General features: G+C 71.2%; 28 protein-coding genes and 1 pseudogene. 22 read left to right on the top strand and 7 right to left on the bottom strand.

From position 1 onward, the window contains the following. Window positions 1–4: 4 nt before the first annotated feature. Entirely contained in the window at window positions 5–865 is an 861-nt protein-coding gene (panC, locus tag DWB05_RS11050) for a pantoate--beta-alanine ligase (RefSeq protein WP_114377653.1), read from the bottom strand. Further along, entirely contained in the window at window positions 856–1,803 is a 948-nt protein-coding gene (htpX, locus tag DWB05_RS11045) for a zinc metalloprotease HtpX (protein WP_114377253.1), read from the bottom strand. The genes panC and htpX overlap by 10 nt, the downstream gene beginning before the upstream one ends. Before the next feature lie 86 nt (window positions 1,804–1,889). Here htpX and DWB05_RS11040 point away from each other — a divergent pair, with 86 nt between their 5' ends. Beyond that, window positions 1,890–2,075, top strand: coding sequence for a DUF1674 domain-containing protein (locus tag DWB05_RS11040; RefSeq protein WP_114377652.1), 186 nt, complete (start codon window positions 1,890–1,892; stop codon window positions 2,073–2,075). 175 nt (window positions 2,076–2,250) lie between these two features. On the opposite strand, the gene DWB05_RS11035 is transcribed toward DWB05_RS11040, so the two are convergent. Beyond that, entirely contained in the window at window positions 2,251–2,787 is a 537-nt protein-coding gene (locus tag DWB05_RS11035) for a YdcF family protein (protein ID WP_232818510.1), read from the bottom strand. Between the two features lie 83 nt (window positions 2,788–2,870). Here DWB05_RS11035 and DWB05_RS11030 point away from each other — a divergent pair, with 83 nt between their 5' ends. The 3 genes from DWB05_RS11030 to rlmN are packed head-to-tail and all read left to right on the top strand — an operon-like array spanning window position 2,871 to window position 5,247. After that, window positions 2,871–3,467, top strand: a complete 597-nt coding sequence (locus DWB05_RS11030; RefSeq protein WP_114377251.1) for an RNA methyltransferase — start codon at window positions 2,871–2,873, stop codon at window positions 3,465–3,467. A 32-nt stretch (window positions 3,468–3,499) separates the two neighbouring features. After that, a complete protein-coding gene (locus tag DWB05_RS11025; RefSeq protein ID WP_114377250.1) occupies window positions 3,500–4,030 on the top strand; it encodes an invasion associated locus B family protein in 531 nt (176 codons plus the stop codon). Then, window positions 4,027–5,247, top strand: a complete 1,221-nt coding sequence (rlmN, locus tag DWB05_RS11020; protein ID WP_114377249.1) for a dual-specificity RNA methyltransferase RlmN — start codon at window positions 4,027–4,029, stop codon at window positions 5,245–5,247. Before DWB05_RS11025 ends, rlmN begins: the two co-directional genes overlap by 4 nt. Before the next feature lie 40 nt (window positions 5,248–5,287). On the opposite strand, the gene DWB05_RS11015 is transcribed toward rlmN, so the two are convergent. Continuing rightward, a complete protein-coding gene (locus tag DWB05_RS11015; RefSeq protein WP_198669145.1) occupies window positions 5,288–6,586 on the bottom strand; it encodes an esterase-like activity of phytase family protein in 1,299 nt (432 codons plus the stop codon). Window positions 6,587–6,683: 97 nt separating this feature from the next. Between DWB05_RS11015 and DWB05_RS11010 the strand changes: the two genes are divergently transcribed. Both DWB05_RS11010 and dps read left to right on the top strand, forming a co-directional pair. Further along, complete coding sequence (locus DWB05_RS11010) at window positions 6,684–7,916, top strand: MFS transporter (protein ID WP_198669144.1); 1,233 nt, start codon at window positions 6,684–6,686, stop codon at window positions 7,914–7,916. 143 nt (window positions 7,917–8,059) lie between these two features. Further along, on the top strand, window positions 8,060–8,539 hold the full coding sequence (dps, locus tag DWB05_RS11005) for a DNA starvation/stationary phase protection protein Dps (protein ID WP_114377247.1): 480 nt from the start codon (window positions 8,060–8,062) through the stop codon (window positions 8,537–8,539). Window positions 8,540–8,588: 49 nt separating this feature from the next. On the opposite strand, the gene secB is transcribed toward dps, so the two are convergent. After that, complete coding sequence (gene secB, locus DWB05_RS11000; RefSeq protein ID WP_114377246.1) at window positions 8,589–9,092, bottom strand: protein-export chaperone SecB; 504 nt, start codon at window positions 9,090–9,092, stop codon at window positions 8,589–8,591. A gap of 131 nt (window positions 9,093–9,223) precedes the next feature. On the opposite strand from secB, the gene DWB05_RS10995 reads away from it, so the two are divergent. After that, window positions 9,224–9,916 (top strand): fumarylacetoacetate hydrolase family protein, encoded by a 693-nt coding sequence (locus DWB05_RS10995; RefSeq protein WP_114377245.1) that lies wholly within the window; start codon window positions 9,224–9,226, stop codon window positions 9,914–9,916. 11 nt (window positions 9,917–9,927) lie between these two features. Here DWB05_RS10995 and DWB05_RS10990 read toward each other — a convergent pair whose 3' ends face one another. Next, a complete protein-coding gene (locus tag DWB05_RS10990) occupies window positions 9,928–10,485 on the bottom strand; it encodes a histidine phosphatase family protein (RefSeq protein ID WP_114377244.1) in 558 nt (185 codons plus the stop codon). A 116-nt stretch (window positions 10,486–10,601) separates the two neighbouring features. Here DWB05_RS10990 and DWB05_RS10985 point away from each other — a divergent pair, with 116 nt between their 5' ends. From DWB05_RS10985 to DWB05_RS10950, 8 genes and pseudogenes are all read left to right on the top strand, one after another. Then, on the top strand, window positions 10,602–11,285 hold the full coding sequence (locus DWB05_RS10985) for a Tim44/TimA family putative adaptor protein (protein WP_114377243.1): 684 nt from the start codon (window positions 10,602–10,604) through the stop codon (window positions 11,283–11,285). A 53-nt stretch (window positions 11,286–11,338) separates the two neighbouring features. Then, on the top strand, window positions 11,339–12,556 hold the full coding sequence (mltA, locus tag DWB05_RS10980; protein ID WP_232818509.1) for a murein transglycosylase A: 1,218 nt from the start codon (window positions 11,339–11,341) through the stop codon (window positions 12,554–12,556). A 19-nt stretch (window positions 12,557–12,575) separates the two neighbouring features. Continuing rightward, on the top strand, window positions 12,576–13,355 hold the full coding sequence (locus DWB05_RS10975) for a (Fe-S)-binding protein (protein ID WP_114377242.1): 780 nt from the start codon (window positions 12,576–12,578) through the stop codon (window positions 13,353–13,355). Between the two features lie 99 nt (window positions 13,356–13,454). Beyond that, a pseudogene (locus DWB05_RS10970) lies at window positions 13,455–14,156 on the top strand (methylenetetrahydrofolate reductase); the annotation flags it as partial. A gap of 22 nt (window positions 14,157–14,178) precedes the next feature. Further along, window positions 14,179–14,415 carry an ATP-binding cassette domain-containing protein gene (locus DWB05_RS10965; RefSeq protein WP_456298231.1) on the top strand — a complete coding sequence of 79 codons (237 nt, stop codon included), beginning with the start codon at window positions 14,179–14,181 and terminating at the stop codon, window positions 14,413–14,415. Between the two features lie 30 nt (window positions 14,416–14,445). Continuing rightward, window positions 14,446–15,690, top strand: a complete 1,245-nt coding sequence (locus DWB05_RS10960; protein ID WP_114377241.1) for an ABC transporter substrate-binding protein — start codon at window positions 14,446–14,448, stop codon at window positions 15,688–15,690. A 78-nt stretch (window positions 15,691–15,768) separates the two neighbouring features. Then, entirely contained in the window at window positions 15,769–16,653 is an 885-nt protein-coding gene (locus DWB05_RS10955; RefSeq protein ID WP_114377240.1) for a branched-chain amino acid ABC transporter permease, read from the top strand. A 5-nt stretch (window positions 16,654–16,658) separates the two neighbouring features. Next, window positions 16,659–17,582 carry a branched-chain amino acid ABC transporter permease gene (locus DWB05_RS10950; protein ID WP_114377239.1) on the top strand — a complete coding sequence of 308 codons (924 nt, stop codon included), beginning with the start codon at window positions 16,659–16,661 and terminating at the stop codon, window positions 17,580–17,582. 12 nt (window positions 17,583–17,594) lie between these two features. Here the strand turns inward: DWB05_RS10950 and DWB05_RS10945 are convergent, their stop codons facing one another. Next, window positions 17,595–17,927 carry an ArsR/SmtB family transcription factor gene (locus DWB05_RS10945; RefSeq protein ID WP_232818508.1) on the bottom strand — a complete coding sequence of 111 codons (333 nt, stop codon included), beginning with the start codon at window positions 17,925–17,927 and terminating at the stop codon, window positions 17,595–17,597. 143 nt (window positions 17,928–18,070) lie between these two features. Between DWB05_RS10945 and DWB05_RS10940 the strand changes: the two genes are divergently transcribed. The 7 genes from DWB05_RS10940 to DWB05_RS10910 all read left to right on the top strand — a co-directional run bounded on the left by DWB05_RS10940 (window position 18,071) and on the right by DWB05_RS10910 (window position 22,585). Then, window positions 18,071–18,589 (top strand): YeeE/YedE thiosulfate transporter family protein, encoded by a 519-nt coding sequence (locus tag DWB05_RS10940; RefSeq protein WP_114377238.1) that lies wholly within the window; start codon window positions 18,071–18,073, stop codon window positions 18,587–18,589. Between the two features lie 27 nt (window positions 18,590–18,616). Beyond that, window positions 18,617–19,249, top strand: coding sequence for a YeeE/YedE thiosulfate transporter family protein (locus tag DWB05_RS10935; protein WP_114377237.1), 633 nt, complete (start codon window positions 18,617–18,619; stop codon window positions 19,247–19,249). Window positions 19,250–19,413: 164 nt separating this feature from the next. After that, window positions 19,414–19,905 carry a hypothetical protein gene (locus DWB05_RS10930; RefSeq protein WP_114377236.1) on the top strand — a complete coding sequence of 164 codons (492 nt, stop codon included), beginning with the start codon at window positions 19,414–19,416 and terminating at the stop codon, window positions 19,903–19,905. Then, complete coding sequence (locus tag DWB05_RS10925) at window positions 19,902–20,216, top strand: hypothetical protein (RefSeq protein WP_114377235.1); 315 nt, start codon at window positions 19,902–19,904, stop codon at window positions 20,214–20,216. The genes DWB05_RS10930 and DWB05_RS10925 overlap by 4 nt, the downstream gene beginning before the upstream one ends. A 267-nt stretch (window positions 20,217–20,483) precedes the next feature. Further along, on the top strand, window positions 20,484–20,651 hold the full coding sequence (locus DWB05_RS10920; protein ID WP_114377234.1) for a light-harvesting protein: 168 nt from the start codon (window positions 20,484–20,486) through the stop codon (window positions 20,649–20,651). A 13-nt stretch (window positions 20,652–20,664) separates the two neighbouring features. After that, window positions 20,665–21,006: a light-harvesting protein gene (locus tag DWB05_RS10915; RefSeq protein WP_114377233.1), complete on the top strand. Its 342-nt coding sequence runs from the start codon at window positions 20,665–20,667 to the stop codon at window positions 21,004–21,006. Between the two features lie 136 nt (window positions 21,007–21,142). After that, window positions 21,143–22,585 carry a PucC family protein gene (locus tag DWB05_RS10910; RefSeq protein WP_114377232.1) on the top strand — a complete coding sequence of 481 codons (1,443 nt, stop codon included), beginning with the start codon at window positions 21,143–21,145 and terminating at the stop codon, window positions 22,583–22,585. Window positions 22,586–22,589: the final 4 nt, after the last annotated feature.

Genomic DNA, 22,589 nt, shown 5'->3' with positions numbered 1-22,589 from the left:
AGGGTCAGCCGAGCGGGACCGCGAGATTGTCGATCAGCCGCGTGGCGCCGAGCCGGGCGGCGATGAACAGCCTCGCCCCCGGTCGGGCGGCGGCGAGCGGTACCAGCGTCCCTTCGTCCCTGAGATCGAGATAGTCGGGGGCGGCGAACCCGCTGCGCACGAGGCGCTGCACGGCTCGCTCTCGAACCGGGGGGAAGGGTTCGCCCGCCCGCAGCGCCTCGGCCGCCTCGACGAGGCAGCGGTGAAGCAGCGGTGCGACCGCACGCTCGGCCGGCGACAGATATGCGTTGCGCGAGGAGAGGGCGAGGCCGTCGGCTTCGCGCACGGTGGCCACGGCTTCGATGGTGAGAGGCAAACCGAGATCCTCGACCAGCCGGCGCACGACGAGGAGCTGTTGCCAGTCCTTCTCGCCGAAATAGGCGCGGTCCGGCGAGACGAGGGCGAACAGTCGCGTGCAGACGGTGGCGACCCCGGTGAAGAAGCCGGGCCGACGCTCGCCTTCCATGGGTTCGGCGACCGAGCCGACGACGACCCGGGTGGAGTCTCCGGGCGGATAGATTTCGCGCACCGGCGGGGCGAACAGGAGGTCGACGCCAAGGCTTTCGAGCAGGGCGCGATCGGCATCCTCCGTGCGCGGGTAGCGGTCGAAGTCCTCGTTCGGCCCGAACTGGGTGGGATTGACGAAGATGGAGACCACCACGCGGTCGCACTCGGCACGGGCGCGACGGACGAGGGCGGCATGGCCCTGGTGCAGCGCGCCCATGGTGGGCACGAAGCCGATGAGCTGCCCCTGACGACGCCACGCCGCCACCCGGTCGCGCAGTTCGGCGCGGGTGCGCGCGAGAACGAGGGTGCTCACCTCCATCCCGAACTCGGCACCGACCCGCCGGCGCGGCGCGGCGGCGACGTGGGGACCGCGCGGCCGGGCGCGGGCGGGCTCCACCCCCCGCCGCCACCCATGCGACGCTCGAGCTTCATCAGTGCCCGCACCCGGTTTTCCGTGCTCGGGTGCGTGGAGAACAGGTTGTCCATCCGCGCCCCCGAGAGCGGGTTGACGATGAAGAGGTGCGCGAGGGCGGGGTTCGCCTCCGCGTGGCGGTTCTCGATCCGCCGCGACAGCTCCTGCAGGCGTAACAGCGCATTCGCAAGGCCCCGCGGGGAGCCAGCGATCTCCGCCCCCACCCGATCGGCCTCGTATTCGCGTGAGCGGCTGATCGCCATCTGCACCAACATGGCGGCGAGCGGGGCGAGGATCAGCATCAGGATGACGCCGATCGCGCCCAAGGGGTTGTTGCGGTTGTCGCCGCCGCGGAAGAGGAAGGCGAACTGGGCGAGCAGGCCGATCGCGCCGGCGAGGGTGGCGGTGACGGTCATGATCAGCGTGTCGCGGTTCTTGATGTGGGCGAGCTCGTGCGCGATCACGCCCGCCACCTCCTCCTCCGAGAGGTACCGCAACAGCCCGGTGTTGACCGCGACCGCGGCGTTTGAGGGGTCGCGCCCGGTGGCGAAGGCGTTCGGCTGGTCCTCGTCGATCACGTAGAGGGCCGGCATGGGGAGGCCCGCGCGCTGCGCCAGCGCCTGGGTGAGGGCGTAGAGGCGCGGCGCGTCCTGCGGCCCGATCGGCCGGGCGCCGGCCATGCGCAGCACCATCTTGTCGCTGTTCCACCAGGCGAAGAGGTTCATCCCCCCCGCGAACAGGAGCGCGAGCAGCATCCCCTGTTCGCCGCCGATGGCGAAACCCACCCCCATGAACAGCGCGGTCAGCGCAGCGAGCAGGATGGCGGTCTTGGCGTAGCCGGACATGGCGTGACCCCGGATCGTCTCTTGCTCCCCATATAGGCGACCGGACGCCCCTTGGCGCCAACGGAAAAGCACCGCAGATGGGGGCCATGAGCGAACTGAAGACCCCGACTGCCGCCGACCCGCCTGCCGAACCGCCGAACGCGAAGCCGCCGACCGAAGGCGAACCCCCTGGCGCCGGCCCGCGCAAGCCGCGCGAGATCGGCGGCCCGTCGGGGCCCGAACCGACGCGCTACGGGGATTGGGAGCGCAAGGGCCGCTGCAGCGACTTCTGAGCCCCGACGGGCCCGGTTCGTGGACAGGGCGGGAACGGGCTTGTGGTTCTCGCCGACCCGTGCCACAAGATGTCGTTGACATTTCCGAACCCGAATCAATCGCGATTCGTTCGCGCGACTCGGACGAGCGGCTTGTTCGTGCAAGTTTTGCCGCACCGCCGCGACGCGGTGCCGTTCACCCTCCGTTCCAGCCGGTTCGGTCGCCGAACGATCCTCCCGTCGCGCCCCGCTCCCTGAGCCTGAGCCACGCCGCGATCGCCGCGTCCCACAGCAGTGCCGCCGGCTCCCGCAGCGGCCAATAGAGGCGGCCGGCGAGCGGTTCCCGCCGCGACGGCGTCGCCCCGAACCCCCGCGCGCGCAGCCCGGCGAGGCGAAGCAAGGCCACGCAGCGCGGCACGTGGTAGCGGCTGGACACCGCGAGCACCCGCGCCCCGCGGTGGGTCAGCCGCGCGGCAGCCCGCACCGTGTCCATGGTGTCGCGCGCCTCAGGGTCCGCCACGATCCGCCCCGGCGCGACTCCCCGCCGCAGCAGGGCCGCGCGCATCGCCTCCGCCTCGGCCGGACCGCGGCGCGAAGGCCCGCCGGAGACGAGCAGGCGCGCCTCGGGGTGGCGTCGCGCCGCCACCACCGCCGCCGCGATCCGCCGCGCCAGCGTCGGGGTGGGCCGCCCGTCCGGCCGGACGGGAAAGCCGAACACCACGATCCACGCCACCTCGCCCGGGACCGCACCTCCCGACTCCGCCATCGCCGCAGTAGGAGGAAATGATGACCGTTGGGGCAAGGCGAGAGGGCGGCATGGACCACACACCGCGCGGCTGGTTCGCCATCGGCATGGAGGGGGTGAGCAAGCCCGGCAATGCCGGGGCGCTCCTGCGCACCGCGCATGCCTTCGGTGCCGCCTTCCTGTTCGCCGTCGGCGACTCGCCCGGCGTGGCGGCGACCCGCGCCACCGACACCTCGGACGCCACCCGCCACGTGCCGTTCTACCGCTGGCCGGACCCCGGTTCGCTCGTGCTGCCCAGGCTCTGCCGTCTGGTCGGGGTGGAACTGACCGAGGAGGCGATCCCGCTTCCCTCCTTCCACCACCCGCTGCAGGCGGCCTACGTGTTCGGGCCGGAGCGCGGCTCGCTGAGCCCCGCCATGCTCGCCCGGTGCGACTGGGTGGTGCGGATCCCGACCCGTTTCGCTCTCAACCTCGCGGTCGCCGGCGCGATCGTGATGTACGACCGGCTGATGGCGCTCGGCCGCTTCGCCCCCCGCCCCGTCTCACCGACCGCCGCGCCCGAACCACCACCGTCGCATCGCCACGGCCGGCCGCGCTTTCGCCGTGGCACGCCACCCCTGCTCGCGGCCGACGAGGGCGAGGGTGGGGGTGGCGGCGGCGTTGCTTGAGGGGCGGGGGCACGCCCCGTATATGGCCCGGCATGACGCGCCTTGCCCTGACCACGCTCGCTGTCCTGGTCCTCGCCGCCCCGGCCGCCGCCCAGCAGCGCCCGGCGCAGCAGCCCGCCCAGGCCGCGGGGCCGACCTCCATCGGTCGGTTCCAGAACTGGGAGGCGGCGACCTTCACCGAACAGGGCCGCCGCGTCTGCTACGCCTTCACCCGTGCCGCGACTTCCTCCCCGGCCGTACAGGGCCGCGGCGAAGTGGTGCTGATGGTGACGCACCGTCCGGGCTCGCGCGACCAGGTGGCGGTGCGCGCGGGCTACACCTACCCGCAGAACGCCGAGCCTTCGGGCGTGGTCGAGGCGGGCGGGGGCAACGTCACCCTCGCCTTCTTCACCGCCGGCGACGCCGCCTTCGCGCGCGACCGCGAGGCGGCGGTCGCCGCCTTCCGCCGCGGCCGCACGCTTCGCCTGCAGGGGCCGGGCCCGCGCGGCGGCACGGTGACCGACACCTTCAGCCTGATGGGCTTCTCGGCGGCCTACCAGGCGATCTCGGACGCCTGCCGATGAGCGAGGCCGCCACCCCCGCGCCCGCCGTCGAGGCACCCGAGCACGACGCGCGCATCGAAGCCAAGCGCGCACCTTTCGCACCCCCTCCGCCCGTGCTGCCGGACGGGCGGCTCGACCTCGTCGGTCTTTCCCGCGACCAGCTCGCCCGCGCGCTCATCCACCTCTGCGCTGACGAGCGCGAGGCGAAGCTGCGCGCCAGGCAACTCTGGCACTGGATCTACCATCAGGGCGAGACCGACTTCGAGCGGATGACCACGATCGCCAAGCCGATGCGCGCGCGGCTGGCGGAGAACTGCGTCATCTCCCGCCCCGAGACGAAGACGGAGCAGCTCTCGCGCGACGGCACACGGAAGTGGCTGTTCCGCTTCCGCGACGGCAACGAGGCCGAAACGGTCTACATCCCCGACCCGGACGAGCCGCGCGGGGCGGTCTGCCTCTCCTCGCAGGTCGGCTGCACGCTGACCTGTCGCTTCTGTCACACCGGCACCCAGCCCCTGGTGCGCAATCTCGGCCCGGCCGAGATCGTCGGCCAGTTCATGGCCGCGCGCGACGCCTACGGCGAGTGGCCGTCGCCGAAAGGCGAGGCGCCGCGGCTCCTCTCCAACATCGTGCTGATGGGCATGGGCGAGCCCTTGTTCAACTACGAGAACGTCGCCCGCGCGATGACGATCGTGATGGACGCGGAAGGCATCGCCCTCTCCCGCCGTCGCATCACCCTCTCCACCTCGGGGGTCGTACCGATGATGGATCGATGCGGCCGCGAACTGGGGGTCAACCTCGCCGTCTCCCTGCACGCGGTGACCAACGAGCTGCGCGACCGGCTGGTGCCGTTGAACCGCAAATATCCGTTGGAAGACCTGCTCGCCGCCTGCCGGCGCTACCCCGGCGCCTCCAACGCGCGACGCATCACTTTCGAGTACGTGATGCTGAAGGGCGTGAACGACTCGGAGGCGGATGCGCGCGAACTCGTCCGCCTCATTCGCGGCATCCCGGCCAAGGTGAACCTGATCCCGTTCAACCCCTGGCCGGGTTCGGGCTTCGAGACCTCGCCGCCCGAGGCGGTGCGCCGCTTCGCCGCCATCGTGATGGATGCGGGCTACGCGAGCCCGATCCGCCTGCCGCGCGGGCGCGACATCCTCGCCGCCTGCGGGCAGCTGCGCACGGAGAGCCGGCGCGAACGCCGCGCCCGCGAGGCGCACCACCCGCACGCCGCCTGAGGCCTCACCGCGCGGTCCCGCCGCAGGGCCGCGGCGCGGTTCAATCCCCGACCTTCAGGTCGAGCCCGCGCACGATCAGCCCCACCGTGCGTTCGCCGGTGATGCCGAAATCGTCGTCGTTGATCAGGAACAGGGCACCGCCCGGCAGCAGCGCCACACCTTCGAGCTTGGGCGGGGCTTCCGCATGGTCGGCCGAATCGAAGACGAGACGCTTCGAAACAGGAACGATTCCGGTTCCCGCGAGGTCGTTCGACTGTTCGAGCGTGGGCCGCGTCGCCGGATCATCCCATTTCGTGCCCAGGATGTCGGTCGCTCCCGCAAGCGCGATCTCGTAGAGCTTGGTGGTTCCTTCCGTGCGTTCGAGCACGAGCAGGCGATCGGTGCCGAGGGCGGTGAGTTCGGACACGCGCGGGTCGGACTGGCGGTTGGAGGGGTCCTTGCGGAAGGTCTGGGGGTCGTCGAGGCGGTACACGAACTGCCCGACCACGGTCAGGGTCTGACGGTCGAACTTCAGCACCCGCGTGTTCTTCGCCTGCTGGTAGGCGGCGACGTCGGGGTTGGCGAGCGGGTTCTGCAGCATGAAATAGAGGAAGCGCTCGTCCGGGGAGACCGCCATGCTCTCGATGCCGCGGTTGGTCTGCCGCTTGGCGAGAATGGCGGGCAGGCGCTCGAGCACCGGATAGCCGGCACCCGCGTAATCCTTGCCCGTGCCCTCCGGCACGATCCGCAGCAGGATCCGCCCGTCGGAGGCGACGTGCAGGATGGAGGGCCCGTTCTCCTCGCCGATCCAGAACGTTCCGTCCGACAGGCGGACGATGCCCTCGGCGTCGATGGCGGAGGGGTTCTGCGCCAGCCGACGCCCGCGCCCATCGAGCGGGATCTCGGTGGTGGCCACCGTCAGCGGGTTGAGCATGCCGTCGATCGGCCGCCCATCCAGCGTCTTCAGCGCGATCACGTCGCTGACGTGGAACAGGCCGCGCTCGACGTCGAGCACGAGGCGGTAGATCGAGGGCGCGTAGTGCGGGACCGGGTAGATGCGCCCGTTGCGCGCCTCGGCGCAGATCGCCTCGCGGGCGAGGCCGGTGACGCGTTGCGCGTCCGAACAGGCGATGTTCGGGCCGCGGTCCGACACCGTCCACACGACGTTGGGCGGATCGTTCGGGCCGCGGAACGCCGCGCTGCCGATGCCGATGCCCAAGGCGAGCGTCTTGCCGCCCTCGAAGGCGAAGGAGCCGAGGCTGAGCGGCACCGCGGGGTGAAGCACGGTGATGCGGATCTCGGCGAGGGCCGGTGCGGCGGCGAGGGTGATGGCGGCGGCGAGAGAGGCGATGCGGTGCATGGCGCGTCCCGGCGGTTGGTGGGGGCGGAACCGTCGCCCGCGCGGGGCGGAGGATCAACGACAGTTCGGTGACACTTCGCGCCGGACGGCCGATCCGATGTCCCCGCTCACGATCGCGCGCGGGCGGCTTTCCGCCCCCGCTCGCCCCGCGCGATGCTTCCGCCTCGTGCGTCCCGTCCCGGCCACCCGGCCGATCCCCCTCGCCATCCTCATCCTCACCGGCTTCCTCTCCGGGGCCGGCATGCGTGTTGCTGACCCGCTGCTCGCGCTGATCGGGGGCGATTTCGGCGTCTCGGTGGCCGCGGCCGCTCCCGTCGTCGCCGCCTTCACCCTGGTCTACGGCCTGGCCCAGCCGGTGCTCGGGCCGATCGGCGACCGCATCGGCAAGCTCAGGCTGATCGCGATCTGCATGGCGCTCTACGGCGCGGCCTCCCTCGCTTCGGCCTTCGCGCCCAGCCTGGCCATGCTCGTCGTCTTGCGCGGGCTGGCGGGCTGTTTCGCGGGCGGCTTGATCCCGGTCGCCATCGCCTTCATCGGCGACTCCACCACCTACGAGACGCGCCAGGCCACCTTGGGGCGGTTCATGACCGGGATGGTCTTGTCGAACCTCGTCACCGCGCCGGGGTCGGGGGCGGCGGGGGATCTCGTCGGCTGGCGGGCGGTGTTCGGCATCCTCGGCGGCGCGGCGCTCGCCGCCGCGGTGCCGCTCGGCCGCTCCGCCGCGCGGTTCGGCCGCAGCGGTTCGGCAAGCGCGGTCGGTGCCCTCGCGCGCTACCGCGCCCTCCTCGCGCGCGCCTCGGCCCGGCGGCTCCTGCTCATGGTCGGCGTCGAGGGCGCGCTCGCCTTCGCTGCTCCGCCCTTCGTCGGCGCCTTCCTGGTCGAGGGCTACGGGATGTCGTTCTCGGCTGCCGGTCTCGTGCTCGGCGCGGCGGGGCTCGGGGCCCTGGTCTACACGCTCGCCGCCGGCCACTTCGTCCGCCGCTTCGGCGAGCGCGGCCTGCTGGTGTTCGGGGGTGCGGGCATGGTGGTCTGGCTGGCGGGGATCGCCGCCGTGCCTGCCGTCGTCGTCCTGCCCGGGCTGAGCTTCCTCGGCGGGCTCTCCCTCGTCTCCTTCCACGGCGTGCTGCAGGCGCGAGGCTCCGAGATGATGCCGGAGGCGCGCTCGACGGGGATGGCCGCCTTCGCCTTTTCGCTTTTCGTCGGCCAGGCGATCGGGGCGGGGCTCGCGGGCCTTCTCCTGCCCCGCATCGGCTATCGCGGGCTTTTGTTCGGCGCGGCAGGCGGCATCGCCGCGCTCGCCCTGTTCGCCGTGCGTCGCGGCGGGGGCTGAGCGGCGTTCCTGAGCGGCATCCCGGCGGGCGGGACGCTGCCATGCGCCGGCCGGCCAGGGCGGTCCCTGGCCACCGGCGGCGGCGGACGCCACCTCAAGGGCGTTCGATCAACCGCTCATTGCGCGAAGAAGGAGACCGATCCATGCACGACACCCGCAACGACCTGCCCGCCAATGCGCGCGCGAGCATGGCGGCAGCGCTGAACGCCCGCCTCGCCGGCCTGATCGACCTCGGGCTTGCGTTGAAGCATGCGCACTGGAACGTGAAGGGGCCGCATTTCATCGCGCTGCACGAGCTGTTCGACGAGATCCGCGGCACGCTCGACCCCCATGCCGACGATTTGGCGGAACGCGTCACCGCCCTCGGCGGCACCGCTCAGGGCACGCTGCAGCAGGTGGCGTCGGGCTCGGCGCTCGCGCCGTTTCCGGCCGAGGAGACGGACGGGATGATCCTGGTCGCCGAACTCGCCGACCGGGTTGCGGCCCTCGGCAAGTCGGTCCGCGCCGGCATCACGGAGGCGGAAGACGCGGGTGACGCCGGCTCGGCCGACCTGCTGACGGGGCTGTCCCGCGCGCTGGACAAGGCGCTCTGGCTGCTCGAGGCGCACCTGCAGAAGCGCTGAGGGGAGAAGGCCGCTGTGGCGCGGGAACCCTGCCCGCGCCGCGCGCTCCTCAGGCGTTCGCTGCCGCCGGTGGGGCCGACCCCGCCTGGGCCTGGGCCCGGCGCGACTGCCACAGTGCCAGGAAGTCGATCGGCTGCAGCATCACGGGCGGAAAGCCGCCTTCGCGGGTCACGTCCGCCATGATGTTGCGCGCGAAGGGAAAGAGAAGGCGCGGCGCCTCGGCGAGCAGCACCGGCTCGATCAGTTCGGGCGGGATGTTGTTCAGCGTGAACACGCCCGCATAGTCGAGTTCGGCGATGAACGCCGTCTGGCCCTGGTTGCGCGCCTCGGCCCGGATGGAGAGCACCACCTCGAAAGACTGGGCGGCCACTTGGCGGGCATTCACGTCGAGATGGATCCCCACCTCCGGCTGCACCTTCAGCTGGGTGAAGATCTCCGGCCCGCCCGGCACCTCGAACGAGAGGTCCTTCACATACTGGATGTTGATGGCGAGCCCCGGCGCCCCCTGCCCCTGCTGCGCCGCACCCGCGCCGTTGCCTCCCGTCTCGGTCATCTGTCTCGGTCCTCGTCCCTGTCGCGGCCGCGCTAGCACGCTCCGCCGCGGGCCGGCAAGCGCAGCCCGGTTGACGACCACGCGGCACCGGCCCACCCCTTGGCCGGCAACGACAGCAGGGAGCCCTTCGCGTGGCCTATCTCTTCGACCCACCCCCCCAGCCCGCCTTGCCGGTGTTCGGCACCGATCTCCTGTTTCCGGTCCGCCGCATCTGGTGCGTGGGGCGGAACTATGCGGAACACGCGCGCGAGATGGGGCACGACCCCGACCGCGAACCCCCCTTCTTCTTCGCCAAGCCGGCGGATGCGATCGTCGCCTCCGGCTCGACCATCCCCTTCCCGATGGCGACCGAGGACCTCCATCACGAGATCGAGCTCGTGGTCGCGATCGGGCAGGGCGGTGTCGCGATCGACGCGGAGAGGGCGCTCGACCACGTATTCGGCTACGCGGTGGGGCTCGACATGACGCGGCGTGACCGCCAGGCCGAGGCCAAGCGACTGGCCCGGCCATGGGAGATGGGCAAGGCCTTCGACCGCTCGGCGCCGATGTCGGCGATCGCGCCGGCTAGCCGCATCGGCCACCCGGTGCGAGGCGCGATCGTGCTCGCGGTGAACGGCGAGATCCGGCAGGCGGGCGACCTCGCCCAGCAGATCTGGTCGGTCGCCGAAACGATCGCCCATCTCTCCCGCCTCGTCGAGCTCGCGCCGGGTGATCTGATCATGACCGGCACGCCCGCGGGGGTCGGCCCGGTGCGGCCGGGCGATCGGCTGGAGGGGCGGATCGAAGCGGTGGGCGAACTCGCGGTGACCTACGCCGCCACCTGAAGGAGGGCCGCTCAGGCGATCAGCCAGGGCACGCGGGCGGGGCCGGGCCGGGTCGGGTCGCAGCGCAGCCACTGCCCGTTCGTCGTCCGCTCGCCGGTCATCGCCAGGATGAACCCCCAGTGCGAGACGACGAGCGTGTCCGACCAGTCGGGGAGGGCCGCCATCTCGGCGCGGAACAGGGCGGCGCGCGCCTCGATTTCGGCCTCGCTCTCCTCCATCGCCGGCCACCAGATCTCGTCGAGCTGGGCGAAGTCGAGGTCGGGCCAGCGCCGGGCGAGCTCCGAGGCCGGGGTGCCGATGTCGCAGGAGAAGGCGCAGCGTTCGCGCACGAGCGGGTTGACCACCACCGGCAGCTCCAGTGCGGCGGCGACGATTGCCGCCGTCTCCAGCGCCCGCGTGTAGGGGCTCGCGATGATGCGGGCGAGCCGCTCGCCCTTCAGCGCCTCGGCCGCCGCTCGGGCCTGCTCGCGGCCGAGCTCGGTCAGCCCCGGGTCGGGGATGCCGGGATCGGTGCGGGTCGCGGTGAAGGCGGCATTGAAGGCCGACTGGCCGTGGCGAAGTAGGATCATGCCGGGGCCTTACCCGCCGACCGGCACGGGCGGCAAGCATGGCCGCGCGCCGCTTGCGCGCTTGTGCCCGCTTCGCCCCTCCCCTATGTGGGGGACATGCGGGACGGCGGAGACCAATGAGCGGCGGCTTTCCCATCGACCTCATCCTGTTCGGGATGGTGGCCGCCTTCCTCGTGCTGCGGCTGCGCTCCATCCTCGGCCGGCGCACCGGCTTCGAGCGTCCGCCGCAGCCGCTCGAGCCGACCGGCGCGGGCGAAGCCCTCTCCCGCACCATCGACACCCGCGCGGAGAAGGTCGCCGCCCCGCCCGCCCTGCCCGGGGCGGCGGCGCGCGGCATCCCTGGGCCCGACACCCCGGTGGGTCGCACGCTCGCGCGCATCCGCGCCGTCGATCCCTCCTTCGATCCGGCCGCCTTCCTGCAGGGCGCCGAAGGGGCCTTCCGCATGATCGTCGAGGCCTTCGCGCGCGGCGATCGCGACACGCTGCGCGGCCTGCTCGCCCCCGACGTCTATGCCGGCTTCGAGGCCGCCATCACCGCCCGCGAGCAGGCGGGCGAACGGCAGCGCACGGAAATCATCGCCATCCGCGAAATCTCGATCCTGGAAGCGGATCTGCGCGGCACGCTCGCCACCCTCGGCGTGCGTTTCGTCTCCGATCAGATCAGCGCGACCTACGCCGCGGACGGCTCGATCGTCGCCGGCAGCGAGGCGGTGACGGAACTGGTCGACATCTGGTCCTTCGCGCGCGACCTCACCTCGCCAGACCCCGTCTGGCATCTGGTCGGCACCCGTTCCGAGTGACCGTCTTGCGTTTGGTGGGTTCGGCCGGGAGGCGCGGAGGGCTGGCGTGCCGCTTGCGACGCGCGCGAGGCCTGGTCGGTGCGATCGCCCTGCTGCTCCTCGGCGGCTGCATCGCCGTGCCGGTGCCGATGCCCGAACCGCCGCCGGCGCGGCTCGGCCTGGTGCCGGCCCGCTTCGCCGATCTGCCCGGCTGGGGGGAGGATCGCCATGCCGAGGCGCTGCCCGCTTTCGCGGAGACCTGCGCGCGCCTGCGCACCCTGCCGCCGGATCGGCCACTGGGGGGCGGGGAGGAGGCGTCCTCCCGTGCCGGTCGGGTCGGCGACTGGCTGCCGCTCTGCGCCGAGGCGGCGCGCATCCCACCCGGCGACCATGCCGCGGCGCGCGCGTTCTTCGAACGCCACTTTCGCCCCTTCCTCGCCCAGAACGTCACCCCTCAGCCGCCCGATCCGTTCGGCACCTTCACCGGTTATTTCGAGCCTGAGCTGACCGGCAGCCGCACCCGGCGCAGCCCATCCCAGGTGCCGCTCTTGCGCCGCCCGCCCGATCTCGTCGCGGTCGATCTCGGCGAGTTCGCGCCCGACCTCGCCGGGCGGCGCACGGCGGGACGGGTGGTGGACGGCCGGCTGGTTCCCTACGCCTCGCGGGCCGAGATCGAGCAGGGTGCGCTGGACGGGCGGCGTCTCGAGCTTGTCTGGCTCGACGATCCGATCGAGACCTTCTTCCTGCACATCCAGGGGGCGGGGCGCGTGCGGCTCGCCGAGGGCGGGCTGATGCGCGTCGGCTTCGCCGGCCAGAATGGCCACAGTTACGTGCCGATCGGGCGGGTGCTGGTCGAGCGCGGCGCGATGACGCTCGATCAGGTCAGCATGCAATCCATCAAGGCCTGGCTGCGGGCCAACCCCGGTGAGGCGCGGGCGGTGATGTGGCGCAACCCGTCCTACGTGTTCTTCCGCGAGGTGCGCGGGCTCGATCCCAATGAAGGGCCACCCGGGTCGTTCGGCGCACCGCTCACCCCTGGCCGGTCGATCGCGGTCGATCCGCAGCACATCCCTTTGGGCATCCCGCTCTGGCTCGCCACCCGCCAGCCCGGCCAGGGGGCACCGCTGCGCCGCCTCGTGCTCGCGCAGGACACGGGTGGTGCGATCCGCGGCCCGGTGCGTGGCGACCTGTTCTGGGGCTGGGGCGAGGCCGCCGCCGAGGCGGCGGGGCGGATGAACGAGCGCGGCTCGTGGTGGCTGCTGCTGCCCGCCGGCCGCGGCGCCGGCAGCTGAGGACGGCGAGGGGAGAGCGATGGCGCAGGATCGGGACGGGCCGAAGGTCGGGTTGTTCATCACCTGCCTTGTCGACCTGTTTCGCCCTTCAGTGGGCTTCGCCGCCATCCGCCTGCTCGAGCAGGCGGGTTGCCGGGTCGAGGTGCCGCTGCCGCAGACCTGCTGCGGCCAGCCCGCCTACAACGCGGGCGATCGCGCCACCGCCAAGGACCTCGCGCGTCGGGTCATCACCCGGTTCGAACCGTTCGATCACGTCGTCGTTCCGTCCGGCTCCTGTGGCGGGATGATCGCGCGCCACTACGCGGAGGCGTTCGCCGACGAACCCGCATGGCGCGCCCGCGCCGAACGGCTCGCCGCCCGCACGCACGAACTCGTCTCCTTCCTGGTCGACGTGATGGGGATGACGGAAGTCGCTGCCCGCTACGACGGCGTCGTCACCTACCACGATTCCTGCTCGGGGCTGCGCGAGATGGGGGTGAAGCGGCAGCCGCGGCAGTTGCTCGCCTCCGTCTCGGGCCTTGCCTTGCGCGAGATGGCGGATGCCGAAGTGTGCTGCGGCTTCGGCGGCACGTTCTGCGTCAAGTATCCCGACATTTCGTTGCGCATGGTCTCCGACAAGGTGGAGAACATCCTCGCCACCGGTGCCGACACCCTGCTCGCCGGCGACCTCGGCTGCCTGTTCAACATGGCGGGCCGTCTCTCTCGCCTCGGCCATGACGTGAAGGTGCGCCACGTGGCGGAGGTGCTCGCCGGCATGGCCCATACGGTACCGCCGATCGCGCGCCCTGCCGCCGAGTGAGGGGCGGCTGGTGCTTGCCAAGGCGCGCGACGACGAAACATGTGAGGGGAGGGCGGGTGGCGGGCGGTCGTTCGCCCCCGCGTGAGAGGGGATAGGGCGATGCGACCTTTCGATCCGACCTCCGTGCTGGCGCGCTGGACGGCCGGGCCCCGTGCCGCCGGGCTGGCGCTCGGCGACCCCGCCCTGCCCGTGCCGAAGCTCAGCTTCGAGTTCTTCCCGCCGAAGACCGCCGAACTCGAGGCCCAGCTCTGGGCCGCGATCCGCCGGCTTGAACCCCTCGGGCCCCGCTTCGTTTCCGTCACCTACGGCGCCGGCGGCTCGACGCGCGAGCGGACGCATGCCACCGTGACGCGTATCCTTGCCGAAACGAGTCTCGTTCCGGCCGCGCACCTGACCTGTGTCGGCGCCTCGCGGGCGGAGATCGATGAGATCGCGCGCACCTATTGGGAAGCCGGCGTGCGCCACATCGTCGCCCTGCGCGGCGACCCGCCGGCGGGACAGGGCGAGTACGTACCGCACCCGGACGGCTATGCCTTCGCCGCCGACCTGGTGGCGGGGCTGAGGCGGATCGCGCCGTTCGAGATCTCCGTCGCCGCCTACCCGGAGACGCACCCGCAGGCGACGAGCCCAGAGGCCGATCTCGACAACCTCAAGCGCAAGATCGATGCCGGCGCCGCGCGCGCCATCACCCAGTACTTCTTCGACACCGATCTCTTCTTCCGCTTCCTCGACCGCTGCCTCGCCGCCGGCATCACGGTGCCCATCGTGCCGGGCATCTTGCCGGTGACCAATTTCGCCCAGGCGCACGGGGGCGAAGCTCCTGTTGCTCGATGAACCGACCGAGGGCCTCGCGCCGGTGATCATCCAGCAGATCGGGCGCACCATCCGGGCGCTGAAGGAGGCCGGGCTGACGGTTCTGCTGGTGGAGCAGAATTTCCGCTTCGCACAGAGGCTCGCCGATCGGCACTATGTCATGGAGGACGGTCGGATCGTGGACATGATCCCGGCCGACCGTCTGCAGGCCAACATGGACCGCCTGCACGCCTACCTGGGCGTCTGACGCGGTCGAACCGGGAGAGGGAGTCCGAGAATGACCATCAAGCGCCGCACGCTTCTCGCCGCCAGCGCCGCCGCCGGCGCGCTGCCGCTGGTGACACCGTTGCGCCATGCCCGCGCGCAGGCCGCCAACACCATCCGCATCGGCGTGCTGAACGACCAGTCGGGTCTGTATCGCGACCTCACGGGGCCCGGCTCGACCCAGGCGGTGCGCCTCGCCGTGCAGGAGAGCGGCATCACCACCCGCGGCGTCAATGTCGAGGTCGCCGAGGCAGACCACCAGAACAAGCCCGACGTCGGCTCCACCGTCGTCCGCCAGTGGCTCGATCGCGACGGCTTCGACGTCATCGTCGACGTGCCGACCTCCTCGGTGGCGCTGGCGGTGAACACGTTGTGCCGGGAGCGGAACAAGGTCCTGCTCGTCTCGGGCGCGGCGACCTCGGACCTCACCGGCTCGGCCTGCTCGCCGAACACCATCCACTGGACCTACGACACCTGGATGCTGTCCCGCGGCACGGGGGGTGCGATGGTGGCGGCGGGCGGGCGAACTTGGTTCTTCATCACCGCCGACTATGCCTTCGGCCATGCGCTGGAGCGCGACGTGTCGAACTTCGTTCGCGCTGCGGGCGGCGAGGTGCTCGGTGCCGTGCGCACGCCCTTCCCCGGCACCACCGACTTCTCCTCCTTCCTCGTGCAGGCGCAGAGGAGCCGCGCCCAGGTGATCGGCCTCGCCAACGCGGGTGGGGACACCATCAACTCGATCAAGCAGGCGGCCGAGTTCGGCATCACCCGGCGCGGGCAGAAACTCGCCGGCCTGCTCGTCTTCATCTCCGACGTGCACGCCCTCGGCCTGCAGACGGCGCAGGGTCTCGTGCTGACCGCGACCTTCTACTGGGACCTGAACGACAACACGCGCGAGTTCACCCGCCGGCTGGGGCGGATGCCGAACGACGTGCGGCCCTCGATGATCCACGCCGGCTGCTACTCCGCGGTGCTGCACTACCTGAAGGCGGTGGAGGCGATGGGGGTGGCGGCGGCCAAGGCCTCGGGTGCGGCCGTGGTCGAGCGGATGAAGGCGATGGAGACCGACGACATCTGCTTCGGCAAGGGAACGATCCGCCCGGACGGGCGGAAGATCCATCCCGCCTACCTGTTCGAGGTGAAGTCACCGCAGGAATCCCGCTACCCCTGGGACTACTACAAGCTGCTGCAAACCATTCCGGCCAACCAGGCCTTCCGGCCCATCACCGAGGGCGGTTGCCCGCTGGTGCGCACCTGACGCGCGGGGCGGAGGCGGCGCAGGCCGCCTCCGCCCCCGTTCCTCGCCGTCCCTCCCGCCCCGCAGCCCGTCCCGCGCATGAGCGATTTCTGGTACGATCTCGAACCGTTCCTGCAGCAAGGGACTCTCGGCCTCGTCAACGGCGCCTTCTACGCCATCCTCTCGCTCGGGCTCGCCGTGATCTTCGGCATGCTGAACGTGGTGAACTTCGCGCACGGCGCGCAGTTCATGCTCGGCGCCTTCGTCGCTTGGATGCTGCTGAACTGGGCCGGCATCGGCTACTGGGGGGCGCTGATCCTCGCCCCCCTCGTCGTCGGGCTCCTCGGCGTCGTGATCGAGCGGACGATGATCGCGCGCCTCTACAAGCTCGATCACCTCTACGGGCTGCTGCTGACCTTCGGGCTTGCGCTGATCATCGAAGGGACGATGCGCAACGCCTTCGGCTCCTCGGGTCTTCCCTACCAAGTGCCGGAGGCGTTCCGCATCCCCCCCGTCGATCTCGGCTACATGCTGATGCCGGCCTATCGGTTCTGGATCGTCGTCGTCTCGCTGATCGTCTGCCTCGGCACCTGGTACGCGATCGAGAAGACGAAGCTCGGCTCCTACCTGCGCGCGGCGGTGGAGAACCCCAAGCTCGTGCAGGCCTTCGGCATCAACGTGCCGCTGATGATGACGGCGACCTACGGCGCGGGCGTGGCACTCGCCGCCTTCGCCGGCGTGCTCGCCGCTCCCGTCTACAGCGTGAACCCGGCCATGGGGGCGAACTTCATCATCATCGTCTTCGCCGTGGTGGTGATCGGCGGCATGGGCTCGATCCTCGGCTCGATCGTCACCGGCTACATCCTCGGTGTGATCGAGGGCTTCACCCGCGTCTACTACCCGGAGGCTTCGGCGACGGTGGTGTTCGTGATCATGGCGATCGTGCTGCTCGTTCGCCCCACGGGGCTGTTCGGTCGGGCCTGACGCCGATGCCGCGCTCGCAAGCCGTCGCGCTCGCGCTGCTCGTCGCCTTCATCGCGGCGGCACCGTTCTTCCTCTTCCCCGTCTACGTGATGAAGGTGCTGTGCTTCGCGCTCTATGCCTGCGCCTTCAACCTGCTGCTCGGCTATGCGGGGCTGCTCAGTTTCGGCCACGCCGCGTATTTCGGCATGGGGTCGTATCTCTCCGCCCACGCGGCGAAGGTTTGGGGATTGACGCCAGAACTCGCCATCATCACCGGCGGGCTGACCGCGACGGTGCTCGGGGCGGCCTTCGGCTGGCTCGCCATCCGCCGCCAGGGCATCTACTTCGCGATGATCACGCTGGCGCTCGCCCAGATGGTCTACTTCTTCTGCGTACAGGCGCCGTTCACGGGCGGCGAGGACGGCATCCAGGCGGTGCCGCGCGGCGCCCTGTTCGGCGTGCTCGACCTCACGCCGGACTTCACCCTCTATTGGGTGGTGGCGGCGATCTTCCTCGCTGGCTTCCTGTTCCTCTACCGCGTCGTGCACAGCCCATTCGGCCAGGTGCTGAAGGCGATCCGCGACAACGAACCGCGTGCGATCTCGCTCGGCTACCGCAGCGACGACTACAAGCTCTTGGCCTTCGTGTTGTCGGCGGCGATCGCCGGGATCGCCGGCGGCACCAAGGCGATCGTGTTCCAGATCGCCACCCTGACCGACGTGAACTGGCCGATGAGCGGCGAGGCGGTGCTGATGACGCTCCTGGGCGGCATCGGCACCATGTTCGGGCCCGTGGTGGGGGCTTTCATCATCGTCACCCTGCAGGCCGAGCTCGCCCAGTTCGGCGCCTGGGTGACGGTGATCCAGGGCGTGATCTTCGTCGCCTGCGTGCTCGCTTTCCGCCGTGGCGTGATCGGCGAGTTGCAGCAGGCGATCCGCCGCCCGCTTTGAGGGGGGAGGCGACTACTCCGCGGCCGCGGCGGCCGGGCGCGGGCAGAACGATTCGTAGAGCGCGCGCATGATCCCCAAGGCCGGGCCGTCGTTCAGCGTGTAATAGACGGTCGTCCGCTCACGCCGGTTGCGCACCAGGCCTTCGGCGCGCAGCCGCATCAGGTGCTGGCTGACCACCGTCTCGCGCACGCCGATCGCCTCGGCGAGCGCGCCGACCGACCGTTCGCCGTCCACGAGCGCGCACAGGATCTTCAGCCGGACCGGATTGGCGAGCGATTTGAGGAGTTCGGCTGCGGCTTCGGCCCGCTCGTCGAGCGCCGCGGCATCCAGCATCGAGACGTCCATCGTGGTCCTTCCTCGGGTTTCCCGGCCCTTCTCCGACGCTCGAAACTTCTTGCCTTCGAAATTTTGAAGGTATAAGTTTGCACACGAACAAGCGTGCCCCGCGCCGGCCCTTCGGCGCAAGGGGTCAAGGAGGGGAAAACCAGATGTTCGGGTTGAAGGAGAAGGCCTGGTCGCCGTATCTCGCCGGCGCGCTGATCGGGCTCCTGCAGGTGCCGGCGTTCATCTTCCTCGGCACCGCGTTGGGCGCGTCGTCCTCCTACGTCACCGTCTCGGCCTCGCTCGCCGAGTTCGTCGATCCCGGGATCCGCGCCCTCTCGTATGCCGGCAAGTATCTGGATGGGGCGAAGAACTGGTGGCAGGTCGCGCTCGTCGGCGGCATCGCCATCGGCGCCTTCATCTCCGCCACCCTGTCGGGCACCCGCCGCTCCGCTCCCTCGCCGGTGTGGGCGCGGGCTCTGGGGACGAAAAGCACGGCCGCGCGCTTCGCGCTCGCCTTCCTCGGCGGGTTCATCCTGCTGTTCGGCGCCCGTTTGGCCGACGGCTGCACCTCCGGGCACGGCATCTCGGGCATCGCCCAACTCGCCGTCTCCGGCTTCATCGCGGTCGGCGCCATGTTCGCCGGCGGCATCGCCACCGCCATGCTGCTCAAGCCCGTGCGCTGAGCGCCGAGCGATCGAGGAGAGACGACCATGAGCATCATCGCCGCCATCGGCCTTGGCCTCGTGATGGGCATCGCCTTCGGCTTCCTGCTCGAGAAGAGCCGCGTGTTCGAGCCCGGCGTCATCGTCGGGCAGATGCAGATGCGCAACTTCATCATGCTGCGCATCTTCCTCGCCGCCGTCGCTTCGGGCCTCGTCGTGCTTGCGCTGGGTCAGCTGACGGGCATCATCCCCAAGCTCGACCCGAAGGCGACGCTCTACGGCGCCCAGCTTCTGGGCGGTTTCCTCGCCGGCGTGGGCATCACGCTCGCCGGCGCGTGCCCGGGCACCATCCTCTGCCAGGTCGGCGCCGGCTATCGCGACGCCATCGTGACCCTGGTGGGTGGCCTCGCCGGCGCGCTGACCTTCGCCTATCTCGAGCCCACCCTGCGCCCGATCCTGCTCACCGGTTCGCCCGGCAAGCTGACCCTGCATGGCCTGCTCGGCCTGCCGTTCTGGCCGCTCGCGCTCGTCTTCGCCGCCGTGCTGATCGTCGCGCTCTACGCGATGGAGCGCTGGCGCCCGTGGCGGACCGAGCTCGGCGAGAACGCGGACGGCGTGCTGCCTCCCGCCGAGCGGGTGGAGGAGAAGGCCAAGACCGCGGCCGCGCCGGCGCGGGTCTGAGCCCTCTCCGCAGCGACTGTGGAAGGGCCGGTCGGGCGCTGCCCCGGCCGGCCCTTCGCCTGTGCGGGCCTCTCCCCGTCGCGCCGGCGGCACCCCCCGCCGGCGCACGGGGGTTTGCGGTCGGACCGGTGGCGCGCGCGCGCAAGCCGCGTCATCCTCATTCAATGACCGTGCGTGTCCGCACCTTCGCCGCCCGCTATGGCGGGCTCCTTCACGTGGTACCGCTGGGCCCGGAAGCCTTGCCGGCGGTCTCGCCGCCCGACCTGCTCGCCGCCTGGCAGGCGGCGCGCGCCGCCGCCGAAGCCGAGGCTTGGGGGGAGGCCCGCGCGCTCTCCTTTCGCCGCCGGGGTGGGGAGGCGACGGAACTGGTGATCGCGGATCCGGACGCGCGCTGCTGGGCGGCCGCGGTCGATCACGGCTTCGGCCTCGACTCGCTCTATGGCCTCGCCGTCTGCCTTCGCCTGCTCGGCCTGATCGAGTTGCTCGCCTCAGCGCCTTGGGCGCGCGGCCTGTTCGACGTCTCGGCCGAGGGCACCGAAGTCCACCCTGCCCTTCTTGGCCTGGTCGCCACCGCCCCGCTCGGGCGTGACGGCCGCTTCGATGCCGCCGCGCTGCGGGCGCGGCTTGCCTCGCGCCTGACCGGAGCCCTGTCGTGATCCGCCCGCTGCCCGCGTTGTTCCTTCTCTTGACCCTGATCGTCGCCGGCTGTGCCGCACCGGCCCAGCCGGGGCCCGCCGCCGTTCCGCCGGAGATCGACCGCGCCTGCCGCGCCGAGGCGGAGCGGGCGATGGCGAACCGCATGCGCGCCAACGAGGGACGGATGGACGAGCTCGCCGGCCGGATCGGCGAGACGGCCTCGGCGGTCGAGCGGGCGCGCGACCTCGACTGGATCACGCGCGACCGGCTCTATCGCGACTGTCTGGCGCGCGCCGCCGCGGCGGGCACGGGGACGGCGGCGCCGCGCTGAGCCGGCCGCGGGGCGGCGGCGCGGATCGCTGTCGTTCCGAATTGACTTCCCACTGTCAAGACGCTATGACACTTCTGCTGTCAGTTTCCATTGACAGCCGTCGATCCGTCGACGCTGTCGTCCAGAACGGAACCGCAACGGTCTCGCTGTGGGCGGGGCGGCAGGCGTGATCGACGAACACGGTCGCCACACGTGGGGCGGAGGAAACATGGCGCGGGTGGCGCACCGGCTTCGGGGTTCGGTCACTGAGGAAGGAGAAGAAAACCGATGGAGAACGATCCTCTCAACGACCCGAACAGGGTCTGGCCGACCGGCCTGACCATTCGGGAGTCGGAGGCGTTGCACAAATACGTGATCGACGGCTCGCGCGTCTTCTTTGCGATCGCGCTGTTCGCTCACTTCCTCGCCTTCATCTACTCGCCCTGGCTGAAGTGAAGGAGCACGCGCCATGAACAACGGACGCATCTGGTGCGTGGTCAACCCGAGCGTTGGCCTGCCTCTCTTCCTCGGCGGTGTGGCGACGATCGCGCTGCTCGTGCACGCCTCGGTGCTGACCAACACCACCTGGATGGCCGACTACTGGCAGGGCAGCAAGGCGCGGGCGCAGCGGGCTGAGGTCGTGCAGCCGACCCAGGCCGTGGCGCACATTCCGGCCGACGCGCCCTACACGGTCAACGTGATGCCGGTGCAGGGCCTCGATGGGGCGACTGCCTTCGTCGTCACCATCAGCCCGAAGGCGGGCGGCACTGCCGTTTCCGCGCTGACGGTGCAGGCGCCGGCCACCCAGTAGCGGATCCGTCGGGCGGACGGAGCCGCGCTCCGCTCCGCCCGCCGGACACCGCCCGAACAAGACCCCGAGCCCGGCCGCGCAAGGCCGGACTACCACCGGCGGAACCGAACCACCGCGCGGAGGACCTGCCACGGCCATGAACGCGATCAGCAAGCGCCTGATGCGGATCTGGCTCAACGCCGGACCCCGCTTCCTGCCCTTCGCCGACGTCGCTACCCCGGAACTGCCGCTCTCCCGCCTGTTGCGCCTGTCGCTGGTGCAGGTCGCGGTCGGCATGTGCCTCGTTTTGCTCGTCGGCACGCTGAACCGGGTGATGATCGTCGAGCTCGGGGTCGCCGCCTCGATCGTGTCGGTGATGATCGCGCTGCCGGTGCTGTTTGCCCCTTTCCGCGCCCTGATCGGCTACCAATCCGACATCCACCGCTCGGTCTTGGGCTGGCGCCGGGTTCCCTTCCTCTACCGCGGCACCATGCTGCAGTTCGGCGGCCTCGCCGTGATGCCCTTCGCCCTGCTTGTCCTCGCCGGCGAAGGCCAGGCCGATCGGGTGCCGGCATGGGTGGGCCAGGTTTCGGCCGCGGTCGCCTTCCTGCTCGTCGGCGCGGGCATCCACACCACGCAGACGATCGGGCTCGCGCTGGCCACCGACCTCTGCAAGCCGGAGCAGCGGCCGAACATGGTCGGGCTGATGTACGTCATGCTGCTGATCGGCATGATCGGCTCGGCCTTCGCCTTCGCCGTCGCGCTTGCCGAGTTCACGCCGGGGCGCCTCGTGCAGGTGATCCAGACCGCCGCCGTGCTGACCATCGTCCTCAACGGGGTGGCGCTGTGGAAGCAGGAACCGCGCCGGCGCGGCATCGACCCCGACGCGCCCTCGACCGATCCGACCTTCCTCGAAGCCTGGAGCCTCTACACACGGGATGCGGGGGCGGTGCGTCGCCTAGTCGCGATCGGCCTCGGCACCGGCGCCTTCGGCATGCAGGACGTGCTGCTCGAGCCCTATGGCGGGCAGATCCTCGGCATGACGGTGTCCGCCACCACCCAGCTCACCGCCTCGCTCGCCGCCGGCACGCTGATCGGCTTCGCGTGGGCCTCGCGCGTGCTCTCGCGCGGGGCCGACCCGATCCGGATGAGTGCGGGCGGGGCGTTGATCGGCATCGCCGGTTTCCTCGCCGTGCTCGCCGCCGCCCCGCTCGCGCGGCCCGAACTCTTCGTCGCCGCGGTGGTGGCGATCGGCTTCGGCGCAGGCCTGTTCGGCCACGGCACGCTGACCGCCACCATCAACATGGCGCCCGAGGAGCAGCACGGCCTCGCCCTCGGGGCGTGGGGCGCGGTGCAGGCGACCGCCGCCGGCATCGGCATCGCGCTTGGGGGCCTCTTGCGCGACCTCGCCGTGCTGACGGGGGCCTTCCGCGGCGCTTTCGGCCCGGCCGCCGGATATGCGATGGTTTTCATGCTGGAGTGCGTGCTGCTCGCCGCCACCCTGGTGGTGATGCTGCCGCTGCTCGTCGAGGGGACGATGCGGCGGCGCGCCGAAGCGGCCGTGCGGGCGCGCCCGGCGCTGGATCCCACCCGCCCCTAGGAGA

It is taken from the genome of Elioraea thermophila (ex Habib et al. 2022) (assembly GCF_003336755.1).
Lineage (GTDB): Bacteria > Pseudomonadota > Alphaproteobacteria > Acetobacterales > Acetobacteraceae > Elioraea > Elioraea thermophila.
This window is presented reverse-complemented; position numbering and strand designations above follow the sequence as displayed.

What these genes read in the sequence shown, in the direction of transcription:
- panC (WP_114377653.1), bottom strand. Translation starts at nt 865, where the DNA reads ATGGAGGTGAGCACCCTCGTTCTCGCGCGCACCCGCGCCGAACTGCGC.
- htpX (WP_114377253.1), bottom strand. Translation starts at nt 1,803, where the DNA reads ATGTCCGGCTACGCCAAGACCGCCATCCTGCTCGCTGCGCTGACCGCG.
- DWB05_RS11040 (WP_114377652.1), top strand. Translation starts at nt 1,890, where the DNA reads ATGAGCGAACTGAAGACCCCGACTGCCGCCGACCCGCCTGCCGAACCG.
- DWB05_RS11030 (WP_114377251.1), top strand. Translation starts at nt 2,871, where the DNA reads ATGGACCACACACCGCGCGGCTGGTTCGCCATCGGCATGGAGGGGGTG.
- DWB05_RS11025 (WP_114377250.1), top strand. Translation starts at nt 3,500, where the DNA reads ATGACGCGCCTTGCCCTGACCACGCTCGCTGTCCTGGTCCTCGCCGCC.
- rlmN (WP_114377249.1), top strand. Translation starts at nt 4,027, where the DNA reads ATGAGCGAGGCCGCCACCCCCGCGCCCGCCGTCGAGGCACCCGAGCAC.
- DWB05_RS11015 (WP_198669145.1), bottom strand. Translation starts at nt 6,586, where the DNA reads ATGCACCGCATCGCCTCTCTCGCCGCCGCCATCACCCTCGCCGCCGCA.
- DWB05_RS11010 (WP_198669144.1), top strand. Translation starts at nt 6,684, where the DNA reads ATGTCCCCGCTCACGATCGCGCGCGGGCGGCTTTCCGCCCCCGCTCGC.
- dps (WP_114377247.1), top strand. Translation starts at nt 8,060, where the DNA reads ATGCACGACACCCGCAACGACCTGCCCGCCAATGCGCGCGCGAGCATG.
- secB (WP_114377246.1), bottom strand. Translation starts at nt 9,092, where the DNA reads ATGACCGAGACGGGAGGCAACGGCGCGGGTGCGGCGCAGCAGGGGCAG.
- DWB05_RS10990 (WP_114377244.1), bottom strand. Translation starts at nt 10,485, where the DNA reads ATGATCCTACTTCGCCACGGCCAGTCGGCCTTCAATGCCGCCTTCACC.
- DWB05_RS10985 (WP_114377243.1), top strand. Translation starts at nt 10,602, where the DNA reads ATGAGCGGCGGCTTTCCCATCGACCTCATCCTGTTCGGGATGGTGGCC.
- DWB05_RS10975 (WP_114377242.1), top strand. Translation starts at nt 12,576, where the DNA reads ATGGCGCAGGATCGGGACGGGCCGAAGGTCGGGTTGTTCATCACCTGC.
- DWB05_RS10960 (WP_114377241.1), top strand. Translation starts at nt 14,446, where the DNA reads ATGACCATCAAGCGCCGCACGCTTCTCGCCGCCAGCGCCGCCGCCGGC.
- DWB05_RS10955 (WP_114377240.1), top strand. Translation starts at nt 15,769, where the DNA reads ATGAGCGATTTCTGGTACGATCTCGAACCGTTCCTGCAGCAAGGGACT.
- DWB05_RS10950 (WP_114377239.1), top strand. Translation starts at nt 16,659, where the DNA reads ATGCCGCGCTCGCAAGCCGTCGCGCTCGCGCTGCTCGTCGCCTTCATC.
- DWB05_RS10945 (WP_232818508.1), bottom strand. Translation starts at nt 17,927, where the DNA reads ATGGACGTCTCGATGCTGGATGCCGCGGCGCTCGACGAGCGGGCCGAA.
- DWB05_RS10940 (WP_114377238.1), top strand. Translation starts at nt 18,071, where the DNA reads ATGTTCGGGTTGAAGGAGAAGGCCTGGTCGCCGTATCTCGCCGGCGCG.
- DWB05_RS10935 (WP_114377237.1), top strand. Translation starts at nt 18,617, where the DNA reads ATGAGCATCATCGCCGCCATCGGCCTTGGCCTCGTGATGGGCATCGCC.
- DWB05_RS10930 (WP_114377236.1), top strand. Translation starts at nt 19,414, where the DNA reads ATGACCGTGCGTGTCCGCACCTTCGCCGCCCGCTATGGCGGGCTCCTT.
- DWB05_RS10920 (WP_114377234.1), top strand. Translation starts at nt 20,484, where the DNA reads ATGGAGAACGATCCTCTCAACGACCCGAACAGGGTCTGGCCGACCGGC.
- DWB05_RS10915 (WP_114377233.1), top strand. Translation starts at nt 20,665, where the DNA reads ATGAACAACGGACGCATCTGGTGCGTGGTCAACCCGAGCGTTGGCCTG.
- DWB05_RS10910 (WP_114377232.1), top strand. Translation starts at nt 21,143, where the DNA reads ATGAACGCGATCAGCAAGCGCCTGATGCGGATCTGGCTCAACGCCGGA.